Below are 25,327 nucleotides of genomic sequence, written 5' to 3'. Positions count from 1 at the left end.
CTCTGATGAAAGCAATATGGGCCTTGCCCTCTGCTTCGACCTGCTCCTGGACAAGATCGCCATCGCCGGCGGGGAGCTCTCCTTCCCCCTTGCCGGGCTGCCGCATGAGCGCGACCTGCCCCCGCTGTGGGATCCCGAGCGGGAAGGGGGCGACCATGAATAGTGACATCCTGAGCGCCTTTGAAGAGAGCCTGCGGGCTGCCGGGCTGCTGGTGGAACACGTCCAGGCAGACGGCGTGCTGCACCGTTGCGGCACCACGGACAAGCCCCGCGGCAAGGACGGGGCCTACCGTATCCACCTGGATGATCCGGCCTGCTGCTGGTGGAAGAACTGGATCACCGGTGATGAAGGATCGCGGTCTACCAGACCGGCCAAAGACCTGTCCCCTGCCGAGCGCAAGGCCCTGCGGGAACGCATCGCCGCTGCCCGGAAAGCTGCCGAAGAAGAACAGGCCACGCGCTGGGCCGCGTCTGCCAAGCTGGCCCGGGCCATCTGGAAAAGAGCGGGAAGTGCACCGGATGCACACCCTTACTTGCAACGGAAAGGTGTCCCTGCTCTTGGTGGCATCCGGCAGCGGGAATGTCAGGGCATTGTAGAGCTGTTGCTGCCTGTGCTGGATGCTTCCGGCACGCTGGTGAGCCTGCAAAGCATCCTGCCGGAAAAGCCCGCTGACGGGCCGGACAAGCTCTTTCTGAAGGGCGGCAAAACGGCGGGCGGCTACTTCCCCATTCCGGCAAAGGACGGCACCAAGGACGGCCCCCTGCTCATAGCGGAAGGATACGCCACCGCCGCAAGCCTGCACCTTGCCACGGGCCACGCCTGCCTTGTGGCCTTCAATGCGGGAAACCTTGAGGCCGTGGCCCGCATGGCCCGGGACAAGTATCCCGACAGGGAGATCATCCTCTGCGCTGACAACGATTGCGAGACCATGAAGGAGGGCAAGGCATGGAACCCCGGCGTGGAGGCGGCTACCAAAGCCGCTCAGGCCATTGGTGCAAAGCTGGCCGTCTGCCCTGCCCTGGACGGCGCAAAGGCGGACTTCAATGATCTGCACAGGGCCCGAAGCCTTGAGGCAGTGCGCAGGGTGGTGGAGAAGGCCCGCTTGCAGGACGATGCCTGCCCCATGCCGGAGGGCTTCTTCATGGTGGCCGAGGGGAAGCGTGCCGGGCTGTACAAGCAAGAGCTCAAGGCGGACGGGGAAAGTAATGACATCCGCCTGGGCCCGCCGCTCTTTGTGCGAGGCATGACCCGCGACGCCGACGGCAACGAATGGGGCCTGATGCTGGAGTGGAACGATCCGGACGGACGGCTCCACCGCTGGGCCATGCCTGTGGAACTGCTCAACCGGCAGGGAGGGGAGTGGTTCGGCACACTGGCGTCCGGGGGCTGGTTCGGTGTGCCCGGCACACGCGCCAAACTGGCCGCCTTCCTTGCCAGTGTGCGGCCTGTACGTCGCATCCGCTGCGTGCCCCGCGTGGGCTGGCATGAATCGGTCTACGTCCTGCCGGATGCCGTCTTTGGAGCTACGCAGGGGGAAAGCGTCGTGCTGCAATCCGCCTACCATACGGGCCTCTACGGCACTGCCGGGACGCTGGAAGGCTGGCAGGAGATACCGGGCTTGTGCGCCGGGAACGTGCGCCTGGCCTTTGCGCTCTGCATCGCTTTCGCCGGGCCCCTGCTGCGTCTTGCAGGGATGGAGGGCGGCGGCTTCTCCTTTGAGGGCGGCAGCTCTTCCGGCAAGACCACGGCCCTGCAGGTGGCGGCATCCGTCTGGGGCGGCCCTGGCCACGTCAAAAGCTGGCGCGTCACGGACAACGCTCTGGAAGGCGTGGCGGCGCTCCACAATGACGGTCTGCTCATCCTGGACGAAGTGGGCCAGGTCAATGCCCGGGTGCTGAGTGAGGCGGCCTACATGCTGGCCAACGGTTCCGGCAAGTCCCGCTCCGGACGCGACGGCAGTTTGCGCCGCTCCCATGTCTGGCGGCTGCTCTTTCTGTCATCCGGCGAGCTGGGCCTTGCGGACAAGCTGGCGGAAAACGGCATGAAGTCCCGGGGCGGGCAGGAAGTGCGCTTCGTGGGCCTGCCCGTGGACAAGGCCATGCTGACAGACCTGCACGGCCTCCCCTCTGCCGGTGCTGTAGTGAACCGCCTCAAGGAATTGTCGGAGCAGCACTACGGCCATGCCGGAAGGGCCTTCCTGCACTACCTGATCCGGGAGATGCCCACGCTGATGGAACAGCTCCGCCCCTCGCTTGATTCCCTGATGGGTCGCTTTTGCCCTGCCGATGCCGACGGGCAGGTGCGGCGTGTGGCCCAGCGCTTCGCCCTCTGCGCCGTGGCAGGAGAGGTGGCACGGCAGGCTGCTGTCCTGCCCGACTGTTTCCAGGCTGTGACCTGCGCCGAACATTGCTTCACGGACTGGCTGGCCGCCCGCGGCGGGGCCGGCGCTTCGGAAGATGCGGCCATTCTTGCCGCGGTGCGCCTGTTCATCGAGCAGCACGGGGCAAGCCGCTTCCAGGATATGGACACCAACGCCACCACCTGCATAGGCCGGGTGGGCTTTAGGCAAAAGGGAACGGACGGGAGGACGGAATACCTGATCCTGCCGGAATCCTTCGGGGCCGAGGTGGTCAAAGGATATTCCGTGCGCAGGGCTGCGCGTGTGCTGGCGGATGCCGGATGGCTGGTCATCGAACGTGCCAACCGCATGAAGTCCAGACGTACACTTCCTGATCTGGGGCGTATGGACTGCTATGTGCTGTTACTGCCAGAGGACTGATACCATCTTGTTCAAAAAACACTGTCCCAACCGTCCCAACTGTCCCATTGCTTACAGCCTCAAGGGTTTACGGCGGGACAGTCCCATAAAAGCAAACTGTCCCACAGGGAAAAAGTGTCCCAATTCTTGAGGCACCAATGCCCTTTGGGACAGTTGGGACAGTTTGCAAAAACAACTGTCCCACGCTCTGCCCACCTTCAAAGCCTTGCAGTTCAAGGCATTGGGACACTTGGGACAGTTGGGACAGTAAAAATATTCTACAGAGAACAAGAGACATGACTGGCATGCTTGATCTTCGTCACCTTCAACAGACTACCACGACGGGGCATCCCCATCCGTGGCCGGTACTGCACGAGCTGAACGAAACATTCAAGGTGGGGGCCCTGCCTGCCGATGATGGGAGCGGACTGGTACTGTGGCCGGCACCGGGCCTGCTGCGATCTGAAAAGGAGGCAGCCCTGCGCTATGCCCGGGACAATCTGGAAGCCCTGCTGCATGATCTGGATCTGGAGCATCTGCCCCGGCAAGTGTGGCTGGCTGTGCCCGTCAACGCACCGTCCAAAGGAGGGCGGCCCCGCATCCTGCCGGATTGCCCGGAATGCGGCGGCAAACTGCTGGTGCAAGGTACGGCCAGGCAAGGACATTGCCTGAACCGGCAAGCGGTGTGTGCCAAGTGCGGCAGGCATAGCCGATGGGTGGAAACGCCGGACGGAAAAATCTACCAGGCCAAAAAGGGAAGGAGGGGCAGCGGTGCGCGTGATTGTGGATAGCAGGGAACAGGCTCCCTTTCCCTTCCGGGGGCCGCGCTATGAAGGCGTGACGGTGGAAGTGGGCACCCTGAGCGTGGGCGACTATTCCCTTGCCGGACTGGCGGACAAGGTGGCTGTGGAACGCAAGGAGCTGTCCGATCTGGTGGCCTGTCTGGGACGTGAGCGGGAACGCTTTGAACGGGAGCTGCAACGCGGGGCGGCTCTGGATGCCTTTGCCGTGGTGGTAGAGGCGAGCTGGGCCGATCTGGCGGCGGGGCAGTATCGCAGCAGGTTGAACCCGCATGCGGCCTGTCAAAGCGTGCTGGCCTTCGCCGGACGGTACCGCCTGCCCTTCTTCTTTGCCGGGAACCGGGCCGCGGCGGAGTACACGGCCTGGGGCTTCCTGCGGCAATACCTGGAAGGGGCCCGGAAACGCTGGGCCGCCATCGTGAAGGCCCATGACGCGGCCTGACATTCAAAGGAGTATCCATATGGAACAGGACAAGACAGTGATTGTGGGATCGCTCAAGGACGCCGCCCATGCGGGCTATGCCCAGGGCTTTCATGAAGGCTACCAAGCGGCCTGCATGGTGGTTAAGGCTGTGGCCGAAGCATGGCGGAAAGAACCCTATGCTTACGACCTGGACGGCGCCGTGAAGGCGCTGGAGATGAGCCGGGAAAAGGCCGTTGCGATGATGGGCACCCCAAGCTTTGAAGTCACCCCCGCACCTGTCCAGCCCATGCCGGACACGGTGAACTAGACAGCCGGGACGATGCCCGGACGCAAGAACAAGGTCAACTACAAGTCAACGGTGTTGACCTCAAAAAAGGAGGGGCGGGATGCACGGCAAGGCGGTTCGAAGCAAGGCGGAAGCAAGAAGTATTGATGATCTGTGGGCCAACATCAGACGGCTTACGGCACAGGAAGAACGCGAGGTACCGCCGCCCCCACCCCATCGTACCTTGCCGGGCCAGACATGAGGCGCCAAGACCAGGGCCGGGACGCCCTGCAAGAGGAAAGACCTTTACAGCAATGGACGGTGCCGCCTGCATGGCGGGCTCTCCACCGGGCCCAAGACCGAAGAGGGAAAGCGGCGCTCCGCTGCCAACGGGAAATGTCCCAAGCGGAAGCGCAGGATAGATAGAGGAAAGCCAAGCCCATGAGTGGGTGATAAAAGTTGGTATCGGCAGCCAGAGGAGCAGGGAGCAAACGCAATACCTGCCGGAGAAGAAAGCCTTGCCGGCGGCGGTGATACGGAAGACGGCAACGCAAACGCAAGACCTGAACGCAAGAGATCAAGGGGCGTCCAAACTGTGGACACCCTGAGACAGCCCCAGAGGGCAACAACTGGCCGGATGCTATGAAGCGTCCGGCTTTCTTTGTTTCAAGGCTCTACGGGGCCATTGCGGGCCATGACGGACTGGAAGGGACAATGAAAGACAGGACGGACAACCATCCGGCAAGCACGGACAGCCAGGGGCCGAAGGAGACAATGACCGGCAAGGAGAGAGGATACCCTATGCATACGGTATCCGTACCCATCCTTTCCCCTTCAATCGTGCTACGGCACTGTTACCCATTCCGGCAAAACTGGATTCAAAAACAAAGCTTTCCACAATTCATAGTAAAATACTAGGTATCATAATTCCAATAGGTTATGGAAAATTCTTTTCCCTGCCGGTCTTCCTTTTTTGGATGATGGGCTGCTGCTATTTTTGGGTAAACGTGACACGCTGTCCTTGCCGGGCAGGAAGGGTAGCAAATGAACTGCGACCCTTGATAGCCAACGTCGGGACGATAACGCCCCACCCCTAAGGCAGGGGCCGGAAACGGATTCCGGTCCTCTTGCGATCCAGGATAGGGGGGTGCTGCGGTGATGGTCGCAGGGTGCTACCTCAAAAAAAGCCCTCTCCCCTTGCCGGAAATCCCCCCGGATGTTATGCAGGGGCCATGCCATAAGCAGGGCAAAAATGGGCAGCAAAATTTTTTGGGGGTACATTTGGGGGTACGAGGCATTTTGCTGTACAACATAAATCAGTATTTTCAGCATGTTATAATGCAAGATAGTATCCCTCCCCCGCCACGTGCTGACACAAGGGCGTCCTGCTTCCGGCAGGGCGCCCTTTTTTCATTATCCCGGCCACGCCGGGAAAACTTTGCTTGCTGAAGATGGCCGGATGGCCGCGATGCCCGCGACCCATCCCGGCCAAGGAGACGCTATGGAACACAAGACCCTTGTAGATGCCGTGGTCACAGCCGAATGGGAAATGTTCAGCAATGTGCAGAACGTGGGCGGCAAGGCCTCCTGCCAGATGGACCCCAAGACCTTCCGCATCATGCGTTCCAGCCAGATGGACAACTGGGACGACGAACTGCTGGGCAGCTATCTGGAAGACCTGCTGAATGCCCGCCTGGAAGGCCGCAACCTGGTCACGGAAAAATACGCCCGCATGATGGAATCCACCTTCCCCGAAGAATATGCCCAGCTGGCCGACAGCCTGCCGCCGCTGGATCCCGAGGCCATGGCCCAGGTGGACGACATCGTGGCCGCCCATGTGGCCTGGAAGGAAGACCTCGACAGCCGCTTCCCCTCGCTGGCCGACAGGGGCCGCCCCCTGCGCAGCCGTGACGACCGCCCGGGCTGGGTCTCCATGGAGACCTATTTGCGCGCGGAACTGCGCACCTATTCCCCCAAGACCATCGCCCTCTACCACCGGGCCACCATGGAACGCCTGCGCAAGGACGAGAGCGAAGCCGAACAGAACCTGCTCCATCAGGTGCAGCAGTACGGCTTCGAGGACATCGAGAGCGCGGAAAAGCATTTCAGCGCCCGCCGCTGAGGCCTCCGCTCCCTGCCTTGATACGAAAAAGCCACCCGCTTGCGGGTGGCTTTTTGCATTTCCGCGACCGCTACAAGGCCGGATGCCGCATAAACGAAAAGGGATGCTTCCGAAGAAGCATCCCTTTCCTCTCTTTTCGGGGAAAAAACGGACGGCGGCTAGGCGTTGGCAGCCTTGAGCATTTCTTCCACCATGGCAAGGCTGGTCGCGCTCCGGGCATCCATGCCGCACAGACCGCGCACAGCCAGCATCAACAGGGCAATGGGCATGCGCACTTCAGCTTTGCCGTTATGGATGATGCAGGTCTCGTCCTGCACCTTCAGACGGTAAGCCCGGCGGCTGTGCTCTTCCGCCCCGGTGCGCATGATGTAGTAGATCTGGTCCTTGTTCTCCGTCACATACAGCTTTTGGCGGCACAGCACGCCATGCTCTTCGTCATACCAGGAGCACTCGGAGGAAAGGCGCCCACGAAAGCGCATGTCCTCGCCATTATCGTGCTTGAGGCTGATATTTTCCAGCGTATCCTGCATGGCACCCTCCCCTTGAGCTGCAGCGTGACGGCAGCCACAGCAACAAAGCAGCAAGGCCAGCACGACACCCGCTGACCCTAGCATCGCGGGAAAAGCTTTGTCAATCCCGCTTTCCGGCGGCCCCGGCCCGTCATTTGCGGGGATCGGGCAGCTCCATGTCCAAGAAGCGGGCATAGCAGCGGGCCACGGCCGATTCGGGATCCATGAGCCCCAGGCTGGCCCCGGAAGGCGCGGGGACCTCCTCCTGCGGACGCCCGGCGGAGCGCTCCAACACCGGACTGGGCGCATCCAGATCCTGATGGTCCAGCATCAGGGAAACTTTCACCGCCGTGAAGAAGTCCTCCTGAAGGAACTCATTGGCCCGGCGCACGATCTCCGGTCCCATATAATAGAGCTCCTGCAGCAGCACGGCATCCTCGGCGCCGATGAGCAGCCTGTCGTCATGGTGCCCCAGCGGACGCGCCAAAGGCGCCAGATCCGGCCCCAGCACGGCATCCCAGCTGCGCCACAAACGGCTCAGTTTGGCCTGTTCCGGGGACGCGCCCAGCGAGATGAAGACTTTTTCCAGCACGCTCCCTGTCCGTGCCGGGCCGTGCCATTCCTCAAAGCGGGCCTCATGGCCGGGTTCGGTGCTGCGCCGCCGCGTGATCCATGCCCGCGGGCGCGGGGCCTCCACTGCCGCTGCCTGTGGCTTTTTTGCCGTCCGGCGTTTCCGTCCGCCCGTATCCGTCGGCGGCGGCAGCACGACCAGCGTGTCCTTGCGGCGTGCCGCCCGGTCTTCCTCCGCTTCCAGCCCGGCATCGAAACGCGCCTGCATGTCCGCGGCCCACTGCCGGAACGCGGCCTCGCGCTTCCCCATGCCTGCCCCGGAGGGCGGCGTGGAGCCGGAGGGCCCGGCAGCCACTGGGGTTGTTCCGGGCCGAGCAGGGGCATGAGCTTCCCCGTCTCCGCTGCCTGCATCCGGCAGGGAGGCACCGGCCTGCGCTGCGGGAGCAGGACGGGCTGCCGGGACAGGCATGCTCCCGATGGGTGCCGGCACCGGCGAGGCTCCCAGCCCCCCGGCGTCAGCTGCGGGGCGGGCCCCGCCACCGGGCACGGCGGCAGCCTTCGTACCGGCCGCACGGCGGCGCCGGGAAGCGCTCTTGGCTGCGGGTACGGGCTCAGGAGCGGGAGCGGACGGAGATACTTCCACAGAACGAGCTTCCGCAGGTGCGGGCTCAGGGAAAGAGGCGACAGGTGCCGTCACAGCGGAGCGGGCCGCTGTCTGGGGAGACGGGGCATCCTCATCCCGGGGAGCGGGAAAATCGTCCCAGTCATCGTCTCCGGGCAGCACTACCAGACCGCCGCCCGATGACGACAGGCCGTATTCCGCGGCCAGACGGTCCGCCTCGGCAGCCAGCGCCGCCGCATCCATGGGACGTGCGGGAGCCTGCTGCGCCTCCGGCGCCACGGTGGGCACAGCCTCCGAGGCAGGTGCGGACGAGATCCCGGCAGATTTCTTGCGGCCCCGCCCGCCGGGAGTGGATGGACGAGCGGCTCTCCGTCCTGTGGTCGGTAAAGGCGGTTCCTCACCCGGCACGGACGCGGCCACAAAAGGCTTTCCAAGGGCAGGTCCCGCTACCGGTGCTGTCCCCTGCTCTCCGGCCTCAAGGGGGGAAGAGGCCCCGCCACCGGGCACGGAGGCAGTTTTCGTGCTGGCCGCACGACGCCGGGGAGCGCTCTTTAGTGCGGGCACGGGCTCAGGAGCGGGAACGGACGGAGAGACCTCCACGAAGCGGGCCTCCGCAGGTGCGGGCTCGGAGCAAGGGGCGACAGGTGTCGTCACAGCGGAGCGGGCCGCTGTTTGGGGAGACGGAGCTTCGTCATACCGGGGCGCGGGAAAATCGTCCCAGTCATCGTCCCCGGGCAGCACCACCAGACCGCCACCCGATGACGACAGGCCGTATTCCGCGGCCAGGCGATCCGCCTCGGCAGCCAGCGCCGCCGCATCCATGGGACGCGCGGGAGCCTGCTGCGCCTCCGGCGCCACGGTCGGCACCGCCTCTGCGGCAGGTGCAGGTGGGATCTCGACAGCTTTCTTGCGGCCCCGCCCGCCGGAAGTGGACGAACGGCGCACACGGGAAGAAGGAGCCCGCTTTGCGGCAGCATGAGACTGTTCCTCTCCCGGCCCAGATGCCACCGCTTCCACCGCAGACGGGGCAACAGAAGGCCCCGCTACCGGTGTGGCCACCTGTCCTTCAGCCCCGGACGCGGGAGCCGTCCCTCCGTCGGGCACGGAGACAGCCTTCGCACTGGCCGCACGGCGACGCCGGGCAGATGTCTTTTTCGGAGGGACAACAGGTCCGGGAGGCGTGGCCGCAACAGGAGCCGCGCCGTCAGACGGGACCACCGGAGGGACTTCCGGAACATTGCCGGTGGCAAAGGCCAGCGACGCATCTTCTTCCGGCAGGTTTCCCGCATCTGTCCGGGAGATCTTGCCCGACGGGGGCGTCTTTTTTCGGCTGGAGTTCCGGCTCCGGGAAGATGCCGGATCCGCTGCCTGCTTTTTTTCCCGGTCGTTCGCCGGGGCCTTCCCGGCCGGAGCAGCCTCCTGCGCTGTCTTTGGCCCCTTCCCTGCCGTCTTTTCCGACCGTGACGGCGACGGCTCAAGACCACAGGCCTCCAGCAACGAGAGGGCCGTGGCCGTGATGACGGTCACCCGCTTGCGCGACAACCGACTTTTGGTCTCCTCCCCGGCGGCAGGGGACCGGTCAGGGGCAGCATCGGAGGGCGAGGACATGGAACTCCTTGACTATATCCAGATAGGCTGATATTTGCATCAAGCAAATTTGATACATAGATCGCAGGCGCGCCCGGCGCGCCGTACAGGGGCACGCATGGCACTGGTATATTTCAAGGCACTTTCAGACGAGACCCGTCTGCGACTGGTGCATATCTTGCTGCATTACGAACTCTCGGTCAACGAGCTGGTGCGTATCCTCGGCATGGGGCAATCCCGCGTCTCGCGCCATCTCAAGATCCTGACCGAGGCAGGCCTGCTGACCTCGCGCCGGGACGGCCTGTGGGTCTTCTATGCCGCCACGCGCTGCGGCGAGGCCAGCGACTTTTTGCAGGCCATGGGCCCCTTTTTGCATACGGATACGGCCATGCGTGAGGACCTGGCCATGGCGGCCCAGATCCTGGAGGAGCGAGCCCTCAAGACGCGCCAATTCTTCAACGCCATCGCCGAGGACTGGGACGAGCTCAACCGCGAAGTGCTGGAAGATTTCGACCTGCCCGCCGCCGTACTGGCCGCCGTGCCCGAGGGCTGCCGCGTGGCCGTGGACCTGGGCTGCGGCACCGGCGCGGTGCTGGAGCGCCTGCTGCCCGCCAGCCAAAGCCTCATCGGCGTGGACGGCTCGGCCCGCATGCTGGAGATGTGCCGCCGCCGTTTCAGCCCCGTGGACCTGGCCAACGAGAACCGCATCTCCCTGCGCATCGGCGAGCTGGATCACCTGCCCCTGCGTGACCAGGAAGCGGACTTCGCCTGCATCAACCTCGTCCTGCACCACCTGTCCGATCCCGGCGAAGGCCTGCGCGAGATCCGCCGTAGCCTGACTACGGGCGGGCACCTGTTCGTGGCCGATTTCCTCCAACATCACGACGAGACCATGCGCAGCCGCTACGGCGACCGCTGGCTGGGCTTCGATGAGGAACGCCTGCAGGAACGCCTGCGTCAGGCCGGTTTCGACGTCCTGTCCTGCACGCGGCAGGCCGTGGGCCGCGGCCTGTTCCTGCTGCTGGTGCGGGCTCGCGCCTGTTAGGGATATTTTTCGGGAAAAGGCCTTCCTTTGCCGACGCGGAAAGGGGGATCCTTCCCCCGCGCTCCTCATCCTTTCCCGGACGCGCTTTATTCGACAAAGGCCCACAAGATTTCCCGCGCGGCCATACCGTGCCGCGCCGCATCCCCGCACAGGGGACAACGATCATGCCGCAGACCGCCCTTTTGTGGAGCGGCCCAACATACTTCCCCAAGGAGAATGGAACGATGACCAAAGCCCTGGATCTTTCCCTGGCCTACAAAGTGGCCGACATGGCCCTGGCCGATTTCGGCAAGAAAGAAATGCAGCTCTCCGAGCGCGAGATGCCCGGCCTCATGGAGTGCATCCGCAAGTACGGCGACCAGAAGCCCCTCAAGGGCCTGCGCGTGACCGGCTCCCTGCACATGACCATCCAGACCGCCATGCTCATCAAGACCCTGCACGCCCTGGGCGCGGACATCCGCTGGGCCTCGTGCAACATCTTCTCCACCCAGGACCACGCCGCTGCCGCCATCGCCGAGCAGGGCATGGCCAAGGTCTTCGCCTGGAAGGGCGAGAGCCTGGAAGACTACTGGTGGTGCACCGAAATGGCCCTGACCTGGCCTGACGGCAAGGGCCCCGACCTGATCGTGGACGACGGCGGCGACGCCACCCTGATGATCCACAAGGGCGTGGAAGTGGAAAACGATCCTTCCCTGCTGGAAAAGACCTACGACAACAAGGAATTCCAGATCATCATGGATCGCCTGGCCCTGCGCTACAAGGAAGATCCCAACCACTGGCATGAAGTGGCCGCCCGCGTGAAGGGCGTCTCCGAAGAGACCACCACCGGCGTGCACCGCCTCTACCAGCTGGAAGCCGAAGGCAAGCTGCTCTTCCCGGCCATCAACGTCAACGACTCCGTGACCAAGTCCAAGTTCGACAACCTCTACGGCTGCCGCGAGTCCCTGGCCGACGGCATCAAGCGCGCCACCGACGTCATGGTGGCCGGCAAGGTCGTGGTCGTGGTGGGCTACGGCGACGTGGGCAAGGGCTGCGCCCAGTCCATGCGCGGTTTCGGCGCCCGCGTGCTGGTGACCGAGATCGACCCCATCTGCGCCCTGCAGGCCGCCATGGAAGGCTTTGAAGTCACCACCATGGAAGACGCCCTGGCCGAAGGCGACATCTACGTCACCTGCACCGGCAACCTGCGCGTCATCACCGGCGAACACATGGAAGGCATGAAGGACGAAGCCATCGTCTGCAACATCGGTCACTTCGACAACGAGATCGACATGCACTACCTGGAGTCCACCCCCGGCATCACCAAGCTGAACATCAAGCCCCAGGTGGACAAGTGGACCCTCAAGTCCGGCCGCAGCATCATCGTGCTGGCCGAAGGCCGCCTGGTGAACCTGGGCTGCGCCACCGGCCACGCCAGCTTCGTCATGTCCAACAGCTTCACCAACCAGACCCTGGCCCAGATCAAGCTGGCCAAGGGCGACCTGGAAAAGAAGGTCTACACCCTGCCCAAGGAACTGGACGAAGAAGTGGCCCGCCTGCATCTGGCCCGTCTGGGCGCCAAGCTGACCACCCTGACCCAGGAACAGGCCGACTACATCGGCGTGAAGATCGAAGGCCCCTACAAGCCCGACCACTACCGCTACTAGGCCGCAGCGGCGCCGCTGCCCGAGCCTTGCCCGGGGAAACGACGGCGGCAGGCAGCAAAAATAAAAAAGGAGAGGCTCCTCAAGGAGCCTCTCCTTTTTGAAATGAAACGCGCCAGGAAGGGACGGAGCCGACCGGATGGCTCCCCTCAGGGCCGGGCCCGCTGCGACGTGGGGAGCCGCGGCATCGGGAGATCTTGAAGGAAGGGACAGAGCCGCTCCTCAAAAATGCCGGTGCCCCGGGGCATGTCGCCTAGGCTTTGGACTTGCCATCCTCCACGACCACATCGGCGTCGGTCACGTCGTCCTTGCGGGGTGCGGCCGTGTCCTTGGGCGCTTCGCCCAGGTCTTCGGGATCCACGTCCACGATGTCCTCGGCGGGCGCATCGCCCTTCTTTTCCCCGGCTTCCAGGGCCGCGGCATCGGCGGCGGCTTCCTCAGGCGTGTAGGCAGGGCCGGGCGGCAAGGCATAGCCGCCGCCTTCCACGGCCTGCAAAGGCTCGATGCCCCGGTTGAGGGGGATGCTGCCCTTGCTCACCAGCACGATGCCGGTCTTTTCCAGCACCTCGCGCCGGTAGGCGTATTCCTGTTCCATGCGGCGGTGACGGTAGATGAGCAGCAGGCGCCCCAGATAACAGGCAGCCAGCAGGGCCGCGATGCTGCCCGCGATCCACGGGATGTAGGGCTTGAGCGCGGCGCCGAAGGCCAGCACGGCCGAGAACATGCCGTCCACGAAGACCAGGGCCGCGGCCAGCAGCAGGATGCCCAGCAGGATGACCACCGTGGGCGCGTGCTGCACACAGGCATAGAAATAGCGCAGACGCTTGGGCACCATGCGTTCCGAGCCGGGCTTGCCGGGCTGGCGCTCCCGCTCCAGGGTGTTGGAGACCCAGAGGCCGGAAAGATGCACGATGAGCAGCAAGGCCACCGGAGCGGCCACAGCGCCGATGGCCCAGCCCAGGATGGGGAACTGGGCTTCGGGCGGGCCCCCGGCCAGTGACGGCTTGGCGTGCATGATGCCGTAAAAGAAGGCGATACCGCCGATGATCAGCTCAAGGAAGAAGATCGCGATGAGCAGATAGATGATGGTGTCGCGATTCTCGCCCTTGTACCAGTGACGGATGGCCTCGTCCCTGCCGGCGTCGGCAGCGGCTCCGGTCTTGCCAGCGGCGGCACCGGCGGCTTTCTTGCCGGTCCCGGCGGCGCTGTTGCGCATTTCGGAAGCGTTGCTGGACGCAAAGGTGGATTCGTTATTTTTCATGTTCCCGAACATAGCCGGGCGGGGCAGCGGAGGCAAGAGCAAACCCTTGCCCCGGAAGCGCTTCTGGCTTAGTCTGCGCCAACAGGAGGACAGCATGCATATTCTCGTTACCGGAGCCGCGGGCTTCATCGGCTATCATCTCTGTGACCGTCTGCTGGCCCAGGGCCACACCGTGGTGGGCCTGGACAACCTCAACGACTATTACGACGTCCAGCTCAAGAAAGACCGTCTGGCCCGGCTGGAAGGCCGTCCCGGTTTCCGCTTCGTGCTGCAGGACATGGCCGAACGCGAGGCCATGAGCGCCCTGTTCGCGGCCGAAAAGTTCACCCATGTCATCAACATGGCGGCCCAGGCCGGCGTGCGCTACAGCCTCATCAATCCCATGGCCTACGTGGATTCCAACCTGGTGGGCTTCGCCAACCTGCTGGAAGGCTGCCGCCATAACGGCGTGCAGCACTTCGTCTTCGCGTCCTCCTCGTCGGTCTACGGGCTCAACACCAGCCAGCCCTTCTCGGAACACAACAACGTGGACCACCCCGTGAGCCTGTACGCGGCCACCAAGAAGAGCAATGAGCTCATGGCCCATTCCTACAGCCATCTGTACGGCCTGCCCTGCACGGGCCTGCGCTTCTTCACGGTCTACGGCCCCTGGGGCCGCCCGGACATGGCCCTGCAGCTCTTTGCCCACGCCATCATGAAGGACGAGCCCATCAAGGTGTTCAACGGCGGCCGCATGCGTCGCGACTTCACCTATATCGACGACATCGTGGAAGGCGTGGTGCGCCTGCTGCCCCTGGCGCCCAAGCCCGACCCGCAGTGGGATGCCGCCACCCCCGACCCGGCCACCAGTTCCGCGCCGTGGCGCATCTACAATATCGGCAACAACCAGACCGTGGAACTCAACGATTTCATCGCCGCCCTCGAAGACGCGCTGGGCAAGAAGGCCATCCGTGACCTGCTGCCCATGCAGCCCGGCGATGTGGAAGCCACCTGGGCCAACATCGACGCCCTGTCGCAGGTCACGGGCTTTGCGCCCGTGACGCCCCTCAAAACCGGCATCGAGCGCTTTGTGGCCTGGTTCAAGGAATATTATTACGCATGAGTGACATCATCCTGCCCGCCCCTACCCCGGAACGCCCGGAGATCCTGGCCCCGGCCGGTGACGCCCAGTGCTTCACCGCGGCCCTGGCCGCCGGCGCCGACGCCGTGTACCTGGGCCTGAAGCATTTTTCGGCCCGCATGCAGGCCGAGAACTTCGGCCTTACCGACCTTTCGCGCCTCACCGACCTGGCCCACGAGGAACAGGCCCGCGTCTATGTGGCCATGAACGTGCTGGTCAAGCCGCAGGAGACCGCGGCGGCCTACCGTCTCATCCATCGTCTGGCCCGGCAGGTGCGCCCCGACGGCATCATCGTGCAGGATCTGGCCATGCTGGATCTGGCGCGGCAGGCCGGTTTCGAGGGCGAGATCAACCTCTCCACCCTGGCCAACATCACGCACCCGCAGGGCCTGCAGACCGCCAAGGACCTGGGCGCCAGCCGCGTCATCCTGCCGCGCGAGCTCTCCATCGACGAGATCCGCGCCATGGGCGAGGCCTGCCCCGAAGGACTGGATCTGGAATGCTTCGTCCACGGTGCGCTGTGCTACTGCGTGTCGGGCCGCTGCTACTGGTCCAGCTACATGGGCGGCAAGAGCGGCCTGCGCGGCCGCTGCGTGCAGCCCTGCCGCCGCGTCTACCGTCAGGGCGGCGCCGCTGCCGCGGCCATGGCCAAACAGGCCGAACAGCAGGCCCGCGAACAGGGCCGCAACGGCCGCGACATGCGCCGTCCCCGTCCCCAGCGCACCAACCCCGGCAAGGGACGCGACGGCCGCTTCTTCTCCTGTCTGGACCTTTCGCTGGACGTGCTGGCCAAGACCCTGCTGCACATCCCGCATCTGGTCTCGTGGAAGATCGAAGGCCGCAAAAAGGGCCCGCACTACGTCTATCATGTGGTCACGGCCTATCGCATGCTGCGTGACAACCCCGGCGACCCGCAGGCCCGCAAGGATGCCGAGGCCATCCTCGAGATGGCGCTGGGCCGTCCCGGCAGCCGTGCCCGCTTCCTGCCGCACAAGGACAACCTCATCCCCACCGACCCGTCGGGCCAGACCAGCTCCGGCCTGCTGGCGGGCAAGATCAATGTGACGCCCGAAGGCCAGGTGCTGCTCAAGCCCCATTTCGAGCTGCTGCCGCAGGACTATCTGCGCGTGGGCGTGGAAGACGAACGCTGGCACGCCACCCTGCCCGTGACGCGCCGCACGCCCAAGGCAGGCACCCTGATGCTGCGCCTGCCCAAGCACAAGACGCCCAAGGCGGGCACGCCGGTCTTCCTCATCGACCGCCGCGAGCCCGAACTGATGCAGATCCTCAGGGAGTGGCAGGCCCGGCTCGACCGCATGCCCACCCGGCCCAGCAAGGCCGTGGAGAGCGAGCCCCGTCTGCCCCGGCCCGTCCGGCCCGCGCCCCGGCCCGAGATGGTGGTGCGCGCCAGCATGCCGCAGGGCCGCGAGACCCGCGGCTGCCGCAGCCAGAACACCGGCCTGTGGCTCTCGCCGCGCACGGCCGAGATCTCGCGCACCATCGCTCCGCGCATCTGCTGGTGGCTGCCGCCCGTCATCTGGCCCGAAGAGGAAGAGGCCATCCGCCGCCGTCTGGCCCATCTGACCCGCGAAGGTGCGCGCCACTTCGTCTGCAACGCCCCCTGGCAGCGTGACCTGTTCCCGGCGGAACTGCTGGCCCGCATGGATGACGAGCCCGCCGATCCCAAGCACAGCGACGCCCTGGACCTGCTGGCCGGGCCCTTCTGCAACGTGGCCAATGCCGCCGCGCTGGGCGTGCTGGCCGACATGGGCTTCAAGGGCGCGTACATCAGCCCCGAACTGCCCGCCGACGACATCCTGGCCCTGCCCCGCCAGAGCCCGCTGCCGCTGGGCATGGTGCTGGGCGGCTTCTGGCCCGTGGGCATCAGCCGCTTCGGCCTGCTGGGCATCAAGCCCAACGAGCCGTTCATGAGCCCCAAGGGCGAAGTCTTCTGGGCCCGCCAGTACGGCGGCAATGTCTGGCTCTATCCCGGCTGGCCCCTGGACCTCACCGCCAAGCGGCAGGAACTCCAGCAGGCGGGCTACAGCTTCTTCGCCCGCCTGGAAGAGAACCCGCCCTCCAGCCTGCCCGAGATGCGGCGCCAGGGCCTGTTCAACTGGGACGGTGCCCTGCTGTAAAATATCTTTGGAAAAAGAAGGTTGGGGGAAGGGGGACCCCTCGTCTCGCGCGAGAGGGGTCTCCCTTCCCCCAAGCCCCCATCCCTTCCCCAGCGCGCTTTATCAAAAAAAGTCGTATCCCTGATACGCTTCCATCACGGGGCCGCGCCGCAGGCATGGCCCCGTTTTTTCATGCCGGAAGGGATGTTTTCCATTTTTTGCGGGAAGCGACCGGAGGCCGCACGGGCCGTGTCCATCACGGCGCAACAAACGGCAACCATCGACCGCAACGCAAAGTCCCCTCTCCCACGCAAGCAAATCTCCAGCACCAGCGCAGCCCATGAACGATACGACCATCACCACCGCCCGCGCCCTCTTTCCCCGGGGTCTGCACCAGCCGGAGGACAGCTACCGCTTCGGCGCGGATGCCCTGCTGCTGGCGGCCTTCGCGGCGCAAAACCTCGCCTCCCTGCCGGGAGCGGCCCCCCGAAAGGTGGCGGAGCTGGGCAGCGGCTGCGGGGCGGCCCTGCTGGGCCTGTGCCTGCGCCTGCCGTCCGCTGCGGCGAAGATGGCGGGACATGCCCGTCAGGCGGCCCCTCTACCCAGCTCGTGCTCCGGTGTGCGGCGTGCAGAGCCGCAGTCCGCGACTGTTTGCGGGCAGCCGGGGAGAGAACGCTGCGGAGGGAACGACGCCCCCCGCCTGCATGCTCTGGGCCTGGAGCAGGACGCGGCCCTGTGCGCTGCGGCCACAGCCAATGCCCGCCTTCTGGGGCTGGATGCCGTATGCCGTTTCCGGCAGGGCGACCTTGCCGATACACATTTTTTGCGGGACTGCGGCGAAAATGCCTTCCATCTCATCCTGGCCAACCCGCCCTATGCGCCGGCGGACAGCGGCCGCCACTCGGCCAGTGCCCGGCGTGATGCCGCCCTGCGCGGCCCCGTCCCCCTGCGCGACGGGACGCCCGCTCCCCGGCGGGTCGGGAAACAGCCAGGCATGCCGAATCCTCTGGCCGTGTTCTGCCATGCGGCCCGGCGCCTGCTGCGCCATCACGGCCTGTTCTGCTGCATCTTCCCGGCTGCGGAACTGTCCCGCCTGCTCTCCACGCTGGAACGGGAGCGTCTGGGCTGCCGCCGCATCCTGCCCCTCTGCCCCCGCGCCGGGGAGCCCGCCAAACGGGTACTGGTGCTGGCACGCAAGGACGCCGCCGCCCAATGCCTGCTGGAGGCCCCCCTGCCCCTACACCACGGGCAGGGCTGGAGCCCCGAGGCCCTTGCCTTCTGCTCCTGGCTGGGCGCGGGCCATGAGGAAAAAAGATAACGCCCCGCCATATCCCCGAGAACAGGGAGCCACGGCGGACGGCGGCCCGGTGTGGCGGCTGGCGGCCCCGGAAGTGTCCGCATCCCCTGAAGTCTGTCCGTGCCCTTCCCGCAGGTGACGGGCCGGTCGCAGGATCGCACCGCCCTTGCCTTGCGACCGGCTTTCCATAACAATATCGGTTTCCTCATCCTGACATCGCGGAGCCTGTCCATGAATTTCATCGCCGACCTGCACATCCATTCCCGCTTTTCCCGTGCCACCAGCAAACATCTCTCGCCCCGGCATCTGGCCGCCTGGGCCCGCTGCAAGGGCATCAACGTGCTGGGCACCGGCGACTTCACCCACCCGCAGTGGCGGGACGAGCTGCGCCAGCAGCTGGTGCGCGACGAGGCCAGCGGCCTGTACCGCCTTTCCGGCCCGGCCGAAGAGCTGGACTTTTTGCAGGGAAAGACGCCGCCGGATGCCGACGGGCCCCTCTTCCTGCTCCAGACCGAGATCAGCTCCATCTACAAGCGTCAGGGCAAGGTGCGCAAAGTCCACAACCTGATCTTCGTGCCCACGCTGGACGATGCCGACCGCCTTTCGCAGCGGCTGGAGCTGGTGGGCAACCTGCATTCCGACGGTCGCCCCATCCTGGGGCTGGATTCCCGCGACCTGCTGGAGATGACCCTGGATGTCTGCCCCGAGGCCGTGCTCATCCCGGCCCATGTCTGGACGCCGTGGTTCGCCCTGTTCGGCTCCAAGTCCGGTTTCGACCGGCTGGAAGACTGCTTCGACGACCTTTCCTCCCACATCTTCGCGCTGGAGACGGGCCTTTCCTCGGACCCCGGCATGAACCGCATGGTCAGCCAGCTGGACGGTTACGCGCTCATTTCCAATTCCGACGCCCACTCCGGGGCCAATCTGGGCCGCGAAGCCAACTTTTTTGCGGGCGCGCCCTCCTATGACGGCATCTTCACCGCCCTGCGGGCCGCGGCCCGCCGCCTGCCGCCCGACCGGCAGCCCCAGGACTGCCGCTTTTTGGGCACCATGGAATTCTATCCCGAAGAGGGCAAATACCACCTGGACGGCCACCGGGCCTGCAATGTGGTGCTGGAACCGCGCGAGGCCCTGGCCCTGGACAATATCTGCCCGGTCTGCGGCAAGCCCCTGACCATCGGCGTGCTGCACCGCGTCTGCGAGCTGGCCGACCGCGAAACGCCCGCCAGCCTGCCCCACGAGCCGGAGGCACGGCCCCTGATCCCCCTGCCCGAACTGGTGGGCGAGATCCTGGGCGTGGGCAGCGGCTCGCGCAAGGTGCAGGACAAGTACGCGGCCCTGCTGCGCGAGCTGGGGCCCGATCTGGACATCCTCTGCCGCATGGACGAGGAGCAGGTGCGCCGCCACTGGGAACCGCTGGGCGAGGCCGTGGCCCGCATGCGCCGGGGCCAGGTCATCCGCAAGGGCGGCTATGACGGCGAATACGGCGTGGTGTGCGTCTTCAGCCCCGAAGAAGCCGCGGAATGGCAGGGCACGCCCCGCAGCCGCAGCCTGCTGGACGGCGCCGCGCCCCGCAAGCGCGAACGGCCCAAAAAGGTGACGGAACCCGCCCCGCAGGCCCCGGAACAGGAGACCGCCGCCACCGTGGCGGCCATCCGGGTGCGCCGCAAGAAGGACAGTGCCGCGCCTGCCGAAAGCGAGCCCGAGCCCGCCACGCCCGACGGCCGGACGCTGGGCGGCTTTTCTCCGGCACAGGCCGAGGCCCTGACCGCCGGACTGGAGACGGGAACGCCCGTGCTGGTGCTGGCCGGGCCCGGCGCGGGCAAGACGCGCGTACTGGTGGGCCGTCTGCAATATCTGCTGGCCCAGGGCGTACCGGCCTCGCACCTGCTGGCCGTGACCTTCACCCGGCGCGCCGCGCAGGAGATGCGGCAACGCCTGCAGGCCCCGGCCGGGGATGGCGCGGCCCCTGCGGCCCTGCCCCGCTGCGACACCCTGCATGCCCTGGCCTGGAGCGTGGTGCAGCGCGAGCTGCCCACGGCCCTGCTCCTGCCCGAAGACGCGGCCAAGGCCCTGTTCGTGGATGCCGGACACCCGGAGAGCCGCGAAGAACGCAAGGCCCTGCGCCGCCTTTGGGACCGCTTGCAGTGGGCCCGCGAACAGGGATTGCCCGCAAGCGAGCTCCCCGGCGACCTGCGCGCCGCCGTGGCCGACTGGCAGGCCGCCCGTACCGTGCGCAGCCAGAGCCCGCTGCTGGACTACGCCGACCTGCTGGAATTCTTCCTTTTCCATCTGCGCGCCCGACAGGGCGAGGACATCCGCCCCGATCTGGAGCACAGCCTGCTGCCGCCCGCCTGCCGGGCCCTGCTGGCTGCGGCCGTGACGGAACAGCACCGCCCGGCACGGACGGACGCTTCCTCTCCCGCGACTTCCGCCGGGCCGGACACGACGACCGACCGTCACGAAGCCCCGCACAAAGGCCGCGCCGTACCGCGCCAGATGTCCCTGCTGGGCATGGTGGCCGCCACGGCAGCCCCCGGGCCCCTTCCCGTGCCCTCCCGCCGGGCTTCGTCCCTGCCCTGGCGGCATGTGCTGGTGGACGAGGTGCAGGACCTTTCGCCGGTGCAGCTGCGGCTGATCCGCGCCCTGCTGCCCGAGGACGGCAACGGCTTTTTCGGCATCGGCGACCCTGACCAGGCCATCTACGGCTTCCGCGGCGCCAGCGGCCAGAGCGAGGATAGCCTGCGCGCCCTCTGGCCCTCCCTGCGCGTCTGCCGTCTGGGCCAGAGCTACCGCGCCAGCCAGGGCGTGCTGGACATGGCCCAGAGCCTGCTGCAAGGCCGCGGCCACTGCGGCGCCCTGCAGGCCATGCGCCGGGAACAGGCCCGCCTGCATCTTTTCTCCGCCCCTGACCAGCAGGCCGAGGCCCGCTGGATCGCGGGCCGCATCCGCCAGCTGCTGGGGGCCACGGCCCATACGCTCATGGACCAGATCGCACAGGAAGACGAGCTGGCCGGGACCCTTTCTCCGGGCGACGTGGCCGTGCTGGTGCGCCTCAAGGCCCAGATACCGGTCATCCGCCGCGCGCTGGAGCAGGAGGGCATCCCCTGCGCCGCGCCCGCGCAGGAAGACTGCTGGCAGGATCCGCTCTGCGCCGCCGTGCTGCGTCTGGCCATCGCCCGCGGCCAGGGCGAGGCCCCTGTCCCTGCCGGGGATGGAGCCGAGGGCGACGACCTGCTGCCCATTCTGGAACAGGCGCTGGATCTGCCCCCGGACGCGCCCCTGCCCGATCCCCAGGCCCTGCAGGCCCGCCTTTCCGGGCACAGCCGCCTGCCCGCCCCGTTCTGGCAGGGCACGGCCTGGAAGCAGCTTTGCCGCGCATGGCAGGACTGCGGCCAGTGGGAGGCCCTTGTGCAGCAACTGGGCCTGCAACATGAGGCGGAACTCATCCGCGCCCGCTCGGAACAGGTGCAGATCCTGACCCTGCACGCTTCCAAGGGCCTCGAATTCCAGGCCGTGTTCCTGCCCGGGCTGGAAGAGGGCCTGCTGCCCATGCGCCGTGACCTGCTGCTGGAGAACCCGGACGACGACATGTCCCCCGCCGCGCAGGCCGCCCGCCTGGAAGAAGAACGCCGCCTGTTCTACGTGGGCCTGACCCGCGCCGCCCGCGCCCTGTATGTGAGCCACAGCGCCGGGCGTCGTCTCTTCGGCCGGGAACTGGCCCTGGCACCCTCCAGCTTCCTGCCGCTGGTGCGCGACTTCTGCCGCCAGAGCACATTGGCCCGCCACACCAAGGCCGTGCGGGAACATCTGTCGCTGTTTTAAATCCAAAGGATGTGTTGAGGGAGGGGGCCCCCCTCCACTAGCGCGAGAGGGGTTTCCCCCTCCCTCAAACTCCCTCCCCCTCCCCAGCGCGCTTCATTCGACCAGCCATTACCGCAGAACGATCCATCATCCTGTTCCCGTATGACCGGTATCCGTCCCGCCCTCACCAGACAGGAAACAGCCGCCCATGTCGCCCAACGGGGAAGCTGATGGAGCGGCTCACCGGGGACTTTGCGCGGTGCTGTTCCTGCCGGACAGCGACGGAGACCTGCCATGCCTCCAGAAGAAAAGTTTTAGGGAGGATGGGGGAGAGTTTGAGGGGGGAAGGGAGACCCTTTTCCAAAAGGGGCCCCTTCCCCCCTCAAGCCGTCCCCATGCCATAAAAAACGGGCCGTTCCCCGCAGGGAACGGCCCGTTTTGCCTATCCAAGAACGACAACCGTCTAGCTCGCGCCGCCGTCGCCCACCACGAAGGCGTGGGGGTACAGGGCACGCAGCACGCGCATCATCTCGTCGGCCTTGCGGGAGTCTTCCCACGGGCCCACCTGCACGTTCCAGAGGTTGTTGCTGCCGAAGATCATGCGGCCCTTTTGGCCGCTGCGGGTGAGGCGCTCGATGAGGCCCCGGGCGTTGTCCTTTTTGGAGAAAGCGCCGATCTGGACGAAGAAGTTGCCGCGCACCACATCGCCGTCTTCTACCTGGGGCACGTCGCCCAGGCTCTGGATACGCACCCGCGCCGTGCCCTTGCCGATGACGCCCAGACGCTGGGCGGCCCCGCGCGAAAGGTCGATGACGCGGTCGTCCACGAAGGGGCCGCGGTCGTTGATGCGCAGGATGAGGGAACGGTGGTTCTCCAGGTTGGTCACGCGCACTTCCGTGCCCAGGGGCAGGATCTTGTGCGCGGCGCTGATGTTGTACTGGTTGAAGCGCTCGCCGCTGGCCGTCTTTTTGCCGTGGAAGCCCGGACCGTACCAGGAGGCCACGCCCTCTTCCACGAAGCCGTGGGCCGACTTGAGCGGATAATAGGTCTTGCCGCGCACGGTATAGGGCTTGGAGCCCGGCACACCGCCCTTGCGCCAGGAGGTGTCCTTGCTGCCGCAACCGGCCAGCAGCACGGCCGCCAGCAACAGGCAGAAGAGGTTCACCAGCAGACGGGGAAAGGAAAACTGTCGTGCCATCATCGCCCCTCTTCCTGCAGTTGTTCCAGCTGCCGCAGCAGGGTCAGGCTCTCGGCATCCAGACGGCCCATCCGGGCGGCGCATTCCAGCATGCAGCGGGCCTCCTCGCTGCGACCGGCCTCCAGCAAATCCCATGCCGCCAGCATGTACAGGCGCTGGGGCCGGCTCCCGTACAGGGCGGAGAGCAGGTCGTCGTACAGGTCGGCAAAGACCGCCCGGGCCCGGGCCTCTTCCATGACCAGCCAGCGGGCCAGATGGGTGTTGTCCTCCTGCCCTTCCAGATAGCGCAGCAGCAGGAACAGACCATGCCGCAGCACATGCAGGATGCGCTGCAGCTCGCGCGCGGAGCTCTCGGCGGTCTGTTCGCCCAGCTGCCGCAAAGGGTCGTAGAGCTCGGCCGTCACGCCCTGATGGCGCCCCAGCTGGGCCAGACGGTTGGCGTAGTGCTGGCGCTGGAAGGCGTCCTCGCGCAGCTTGGCGCACTCGTGGAAGGCATAGCCCACGCACCAGTCGATGAGGGCCTCCACCGGCTGCTGGCTGACCAGCCCGTCAGGGTGACGGCTGCCGGAATACTGCCAGAGCAGGATAGCGTCCTTGTCCGGTGTCTGGGACTGGCTGTTGCGGAACAGATGATGCGCCGTATCCTTGAGGCGCCAGAACACGCCCTTGCGCATGGCCTCGCCCAGGAGGTCACGGATGGACGAATAGGAAACCGCGCCTTCGTGGTCGAAACGGCGGCGCTGTTCTTCCAGCCCCTCATAGACCTGGCAGTAGTCACGCACCAGGTCACGCACTAAAAAGGCCTTGCGTTCCGGCGACCAGCGCCCGTTCACAGACCGGCCTCCTCCAGCAGGGCGCGGGCCACGGCCGCATCATAGAGCTTGAGGGGGTCGGCATCGGCGTTGCGCTCCTCGCGGTAGAGGCGCGCCGCGTCCTCGATGACCTGCAAGTCCAGCCACTGGTGGCGGTCCCAGACCTCGGGATGGTCGGACTGCCAAAGGCGGAACTGCACGCCGCCGTCCTCACCGCGCCGCACGTACATGCGGGCCCTGCGGTCCGCGGCATTGGGGAAATAATACAAACCACGCTCGTCTTTCATGCTTTTTTCCTTGCTGGGCCGCTCCCGGCGGCACTGTGAAATACTGCCCGAACCATAGCCGCTAATACCTTTTTTGCCAAGGCGACCACAAAAGGCGCTCCTGCGCAGGACGGCGTGCCCTGCTGACGGAGGGGTGCGGCAGAGGACCGGCCGTGACTGCACCATGCGGCATCATGGCGGCATAGCGTGTATTTTTGGGGATTTGATATGACATTTTTTTCACATAGTTATCCGTACCATACAAACAACATGGCCGCGCGGCCCGCATTGTGACTGTGCTGTGAAAAAGCGGTCAATCACAAGAAACAGCGGTTGTCATCGCCAAAGAAATACGCTAAAAGAAGCAGAACTACATTGCAGCCCGCAGTGTCGGACGTCCAACAGCGTCTGCCGCTGCGCCTGCGATCCCCCGTCTGACTACGCCGGACAGGGAACAGCACCTGGGGCGGCACACTGATGTGTGCAGGCCGCAAGACGAGGCCGCCCCGGCGGCGTTTTGTCGTGTGCGGTTCCGGGCTACTCCGGCCCCAAGCGTCATGACGAAGGCACATCACGCGATGTGATACAACAAACCATGTGGAGGTATGGCAATGGCGAAACATGCAACCCCCCTGTTGGACCAGCTTGAAAGCGGCCCCTGGCCGAGCTTTGTGTCCGACATCAAACAGGAAGCGGCTCACCGCGCGGCCAATCCGGACGGGCTGGACTATCAGATCCCCGCTGACGCCCCCGAAGACCTGCTCGGTGTGCTGGAACTTTCCTACGAAGAAAAGGAAACCCACTGGAAGCACGGCGGCATCGTGGGCGTGTTCGGTTACGGCGGCGGCGTTATCGGCCGTTACTGCGACCAGCCCGAAAAGTTCCCCGGCGTGGCCCACTTCCACACCATGCGTGTGGCCCAGCCCGCTGCCAAATACTACCACACCAAATTCCTGCGTGACCTGTGCGACATCTGGGACCTGCGCGGTTCCGGTATGACCAACATGCACGGTTCCACCGGTGACATCGTGCTCCTGGGCACCCAGACCCCGCAGCTGGAAGAAGTCTTCCACGACCTGACCCACAAGCTGAACGTCGACCTCGGT

17 protein-coding genes and 2 pseudogenes are annotated in these 25,327 nt (G+C 65.7%); 13 read left to right on the top strand and 6 right to left on the bottom strand.

Annotated elements, in window-relative coordinates; translation table 11 throughout:
• Positions 1-155: 155 nt before the first annotated feature.
• The 6 genes and pseudogenes from DESPIG_RS07765 to DESPIG_RS07745 all read left to right on the top strand — a co-directional run bounded on the left by DESPIG_RS07765 (position 156) and on the right by DESPIG_RS07745 (position 6,370).
• A complete protein-coding gene (locus DESPIG_RS07765) occupies positions 156-2,780 on the top strand; it encodes a DUF927 domain-containing protein (protein ID WP_006007134.1) in 2,625 nt (874 codons plus the stop codon).
• A gap of 284 nt (positions 2,781-3,064) precedes the next feature.
• Positions 3,065-3,550 carry a hypothetical protein gene (locus DESPIG_RS13775; protein WP_006007130.1) on the top strand — a complete coding sequence of 162 codons (486 nt, stop codon included), beginning with the start codon at positions 3,065-3,067 and terminating at the stop codon, positions 3,548-3,550.
• A complete protein-coding gene (locus DESPIG_RS07755; RefSeq protein WP_246118340.1) occupies positions 3,537-4,001 on the top strand; it encodes an ERCC4 domain-containing protein in 465 nt (154 codons plus the stop codon). Before DESPIG_RS13775 ends, DESPIG_RS07755 begins: the two co-directional genes overlap by 14 nt.
• 19 nt (positions 4,002-4,020) lie before the next feature.
• Complete coding sequence (locus DESPIG_RS07750) at positions 4,021-4,290, top strand: hypothetical protein (RefSeq protein ID WP_040369695.1); 270 nt, start codon at positions 4,021-4,023, stop codon at positions 4,288-4,290.
• A 232-nt stretch (positions 4,291-4,522) separates the two neighbouring features.
• A pseudogene (locus tag DESPIG_RS14550) lies at positions 4,523-4,693 on the top strand (HGGxSTG domain-containing protein); the annotation flags it as partial.
• A gap of 1,056 nt (positions 4,694-5,749) precedes the next feature.
• Positions 5,750-6,370: a DUF4125 family protein gene (locus DESPIG_RS07745; protein WP_040369694.1), complete on the top strand. Its 621-nt coding sequence runs from the start codon at positions 5,750-5,752 to the stop codon at positions 6,368-6,370.
• Between the two features lie 158 nt (positions 6,371-6,528).
• On the opposite strand, the gene DESPIG_RS07740 is transcribed toward DESPIG_RS07745, so the two are convergent.
• Together DESPIG_RS07740 and DESPIG_RS13770 are read right to left on the bottom strand one after the other, a co-directional pair.
• Complete coding sequence (locus DESPIG_RS07740; RefSeq protein ID WP_006007116.1) at positions 6,529-6,900, bottom strand: hypothetical protein; 372 nt, start codon at positions 6,898-6,900, stop codon at positions 6,529-6,531.
• A 130-nt stretch (positions 6,901-7,030) separates the two neighbouring features.
• Entirely contained in the window at positions 7,031-8,929 is a 1,899-nt protein-coding gene (locus DESPIG_RS13770; protein WP_169304819.1) for a DciA family protein, read from the bottom strand.
• 847 nt (positions 8,930-9,776) lie between these two features.
• On the opposite strand from DESPIG_RS13770, the gene DESPIG_RS07725 reads away from it, so the two are divergent.
• Together DESPIG_RS07725 and ahcY are read left to right on the top strand one after the other, a co-directional pair.
• Positions 9,777-10,703, top strand: a complete 927-nt coding sequence (locus tag DESPIG_RS07725; RefSeq protein ID WP_006007111.1) for an ArsR/SmtB family transcription factor — start codon at positions 9,777-9,779, stop codon at positions 10,701-10,703.
• A gap of 224 nt (positions 10,704-10,927) precedes the next feature.
• Entirely contained in the window at positions 10,928-12,349 is a 1,422-nt protein-coding gene (gene ahcY, locus DESPIG_RS07720) for an adenosylhomocysteinase (RefSeq protein ID WP_040369690.1), read from the top strand.
• A 250-nt stretch (positions 12,350-12,599) separates the two neighbouring features.
• On the opposite strand, the gene DESPIG_RS07715 is transcribed toward ahcY, so the two are convergent.
• Positions 12,600-13,607 carry a hypothetical protein gene (locus tag DESPIG_RS07715; protein WP_147588996.1) on the bottom strand — a complete coding sequence of 336 codons (1,008 nt, stop codon included), beginning with the start codon at positions 13,605-13,607 and terminating at the stop codon, positions 12,600-12,602.
• Between the two features lie 94 nt (positions 13,608-13,701).
• Between DESPIG_RS07715 and DESPIG_RS07710 the strand changes: the two genes are divergently transcribed.
• The 4 genes from DESPIG_RS07710 to DESPIG_RS07695 all read left to right on the top strand — a co-directional run bounded on the left by DESPIG_RS07710 (position 13,702) and on the right by DESPIG_RS07695 (position 21,966).
• Positions 13,702-14,709 (top strand): NAD-dependent epimerase, encoded by a 1,008-nt coding sequence (locus tag DESPIG_RS07710; RefSeq protein ID WP_040369688.1) that lies wholly within the window; start codon positions 13,702-13,704, stop codon positions 14,707-14,709.
• The gene (locus DESPIG_RS07705) at positions 14,706-16,865 is read left to right on the top strand and encodes a peptidase U32 family protein (RefSeq protein WP_006007103.1); all 2,160 of its coding nucleotides are present in this window, start codon (positions 14,706-14,708) and stop codon (positions 16,863-16,865) included. The genes DESPIG_RS07710 and DESPIG_RS07705 overlap by 4 nt, the downstream gene beginning before the upstream one ends.
• A gap of 319 nt (positions 16,866-17,184) precedes the next feature.
• Entirely contained in the window at positions 17,185-18,162 is a 978-nt protein-coding gene (locus DESPIG_RS13765; protein ID WP_006007101.1) for a hypothetical protein, read from the top strand.
• A 210-nt stretch (positions 18,163-18,372) separates the two neighbouring features.
• Positions 18,373-21,966, top strand: coding sequence for a UvrD-helicase domain-containing protein (locus tag DESPIG_RS07695; RefSeq protein WP_040369687.1), 3,594 nt, complete (start codon positions 18,373-18,375; stop codon positions 21,964-21,966).
• Between the two features lie 442 nt (positions 21,967-22,408).
• Here DESPIG_RS07695 and DESPIG_RS07690 read toward each other — a convergent pair whose 3' ends face one another.
• Genes DESPIG_RS07690 through DESPIG_RS07680 form a run of 3 tightly spaced genes read right to left on the bottom strand, consistent with a single transcriptional unit; the run spans position 22,409 to position 24,242 of the window.
• The gene (locus DESPIG_RS07690; protein WP_006007093.1) at positions 22,409-23,146 is read right to left on the bottom strand and encodes a septal ring lytic transglycosylase RlpA family protein; all 738 of its coding nucleotides are present in this window, start codon (positions 23,144-23,146) and stop codon (positions 22,409-22,411) included.
• Positions 23,143-23,976, bottom strand: a complete 834-nt coding sequence (locus tag DESPIG_RS07685; RefSeq protein WP_006007091.1) for a hypothetical protein — start codon at positions 23,974-23,976, stop codon at positions 23,143-23,145. The genes DESPIG_RS07690 and DESPIG_RS07685 overlap by 4 nt, the downstream gene beginning before the upstream one ends.
• Positions 23,973-24,242 (bottom strand): hypothetical protein, encoded by a 270-nt coding sequence (locus DESPIG_RS07680; RefSeq protein WP_006007089.1) that lies wholly within the window; start codon positions 24,240-24,242, stop codon positions 23,973-23,975. The genes DESPIG_RS07685 and DESPIG_RS07680 overlap by 4 nt, the downstream gene beginning before the upstream one ends.
• 590 nt (positions 24,243-24,832) lie before the next feature.
• Here DESPIG_RS07680 and DESPIG_RS07675 point away from each other — a divergent pair.
• Positions 24,833-25,327, top strand: a pseudogene (locus DESPIG_RS07675) (dissimilatory-type sulfite reductase subunit alpha); the annotation flags it as partial.

It is taken from the genome of Desulfovibrio piger ATCC 29098 (assembly GCF_000156375.1).
GTDB classification, from domain to species: domain Bacteria; phylum Desulfobacterota; class Desulfovibrionia; order Desulfovibrionales; family Desulfovibrionaceae; genus Desulfovibrio; species Desulfovibrio piger.
This window is presented reverse-complemented; position numbering and strand designations above follow the sequence as displayed.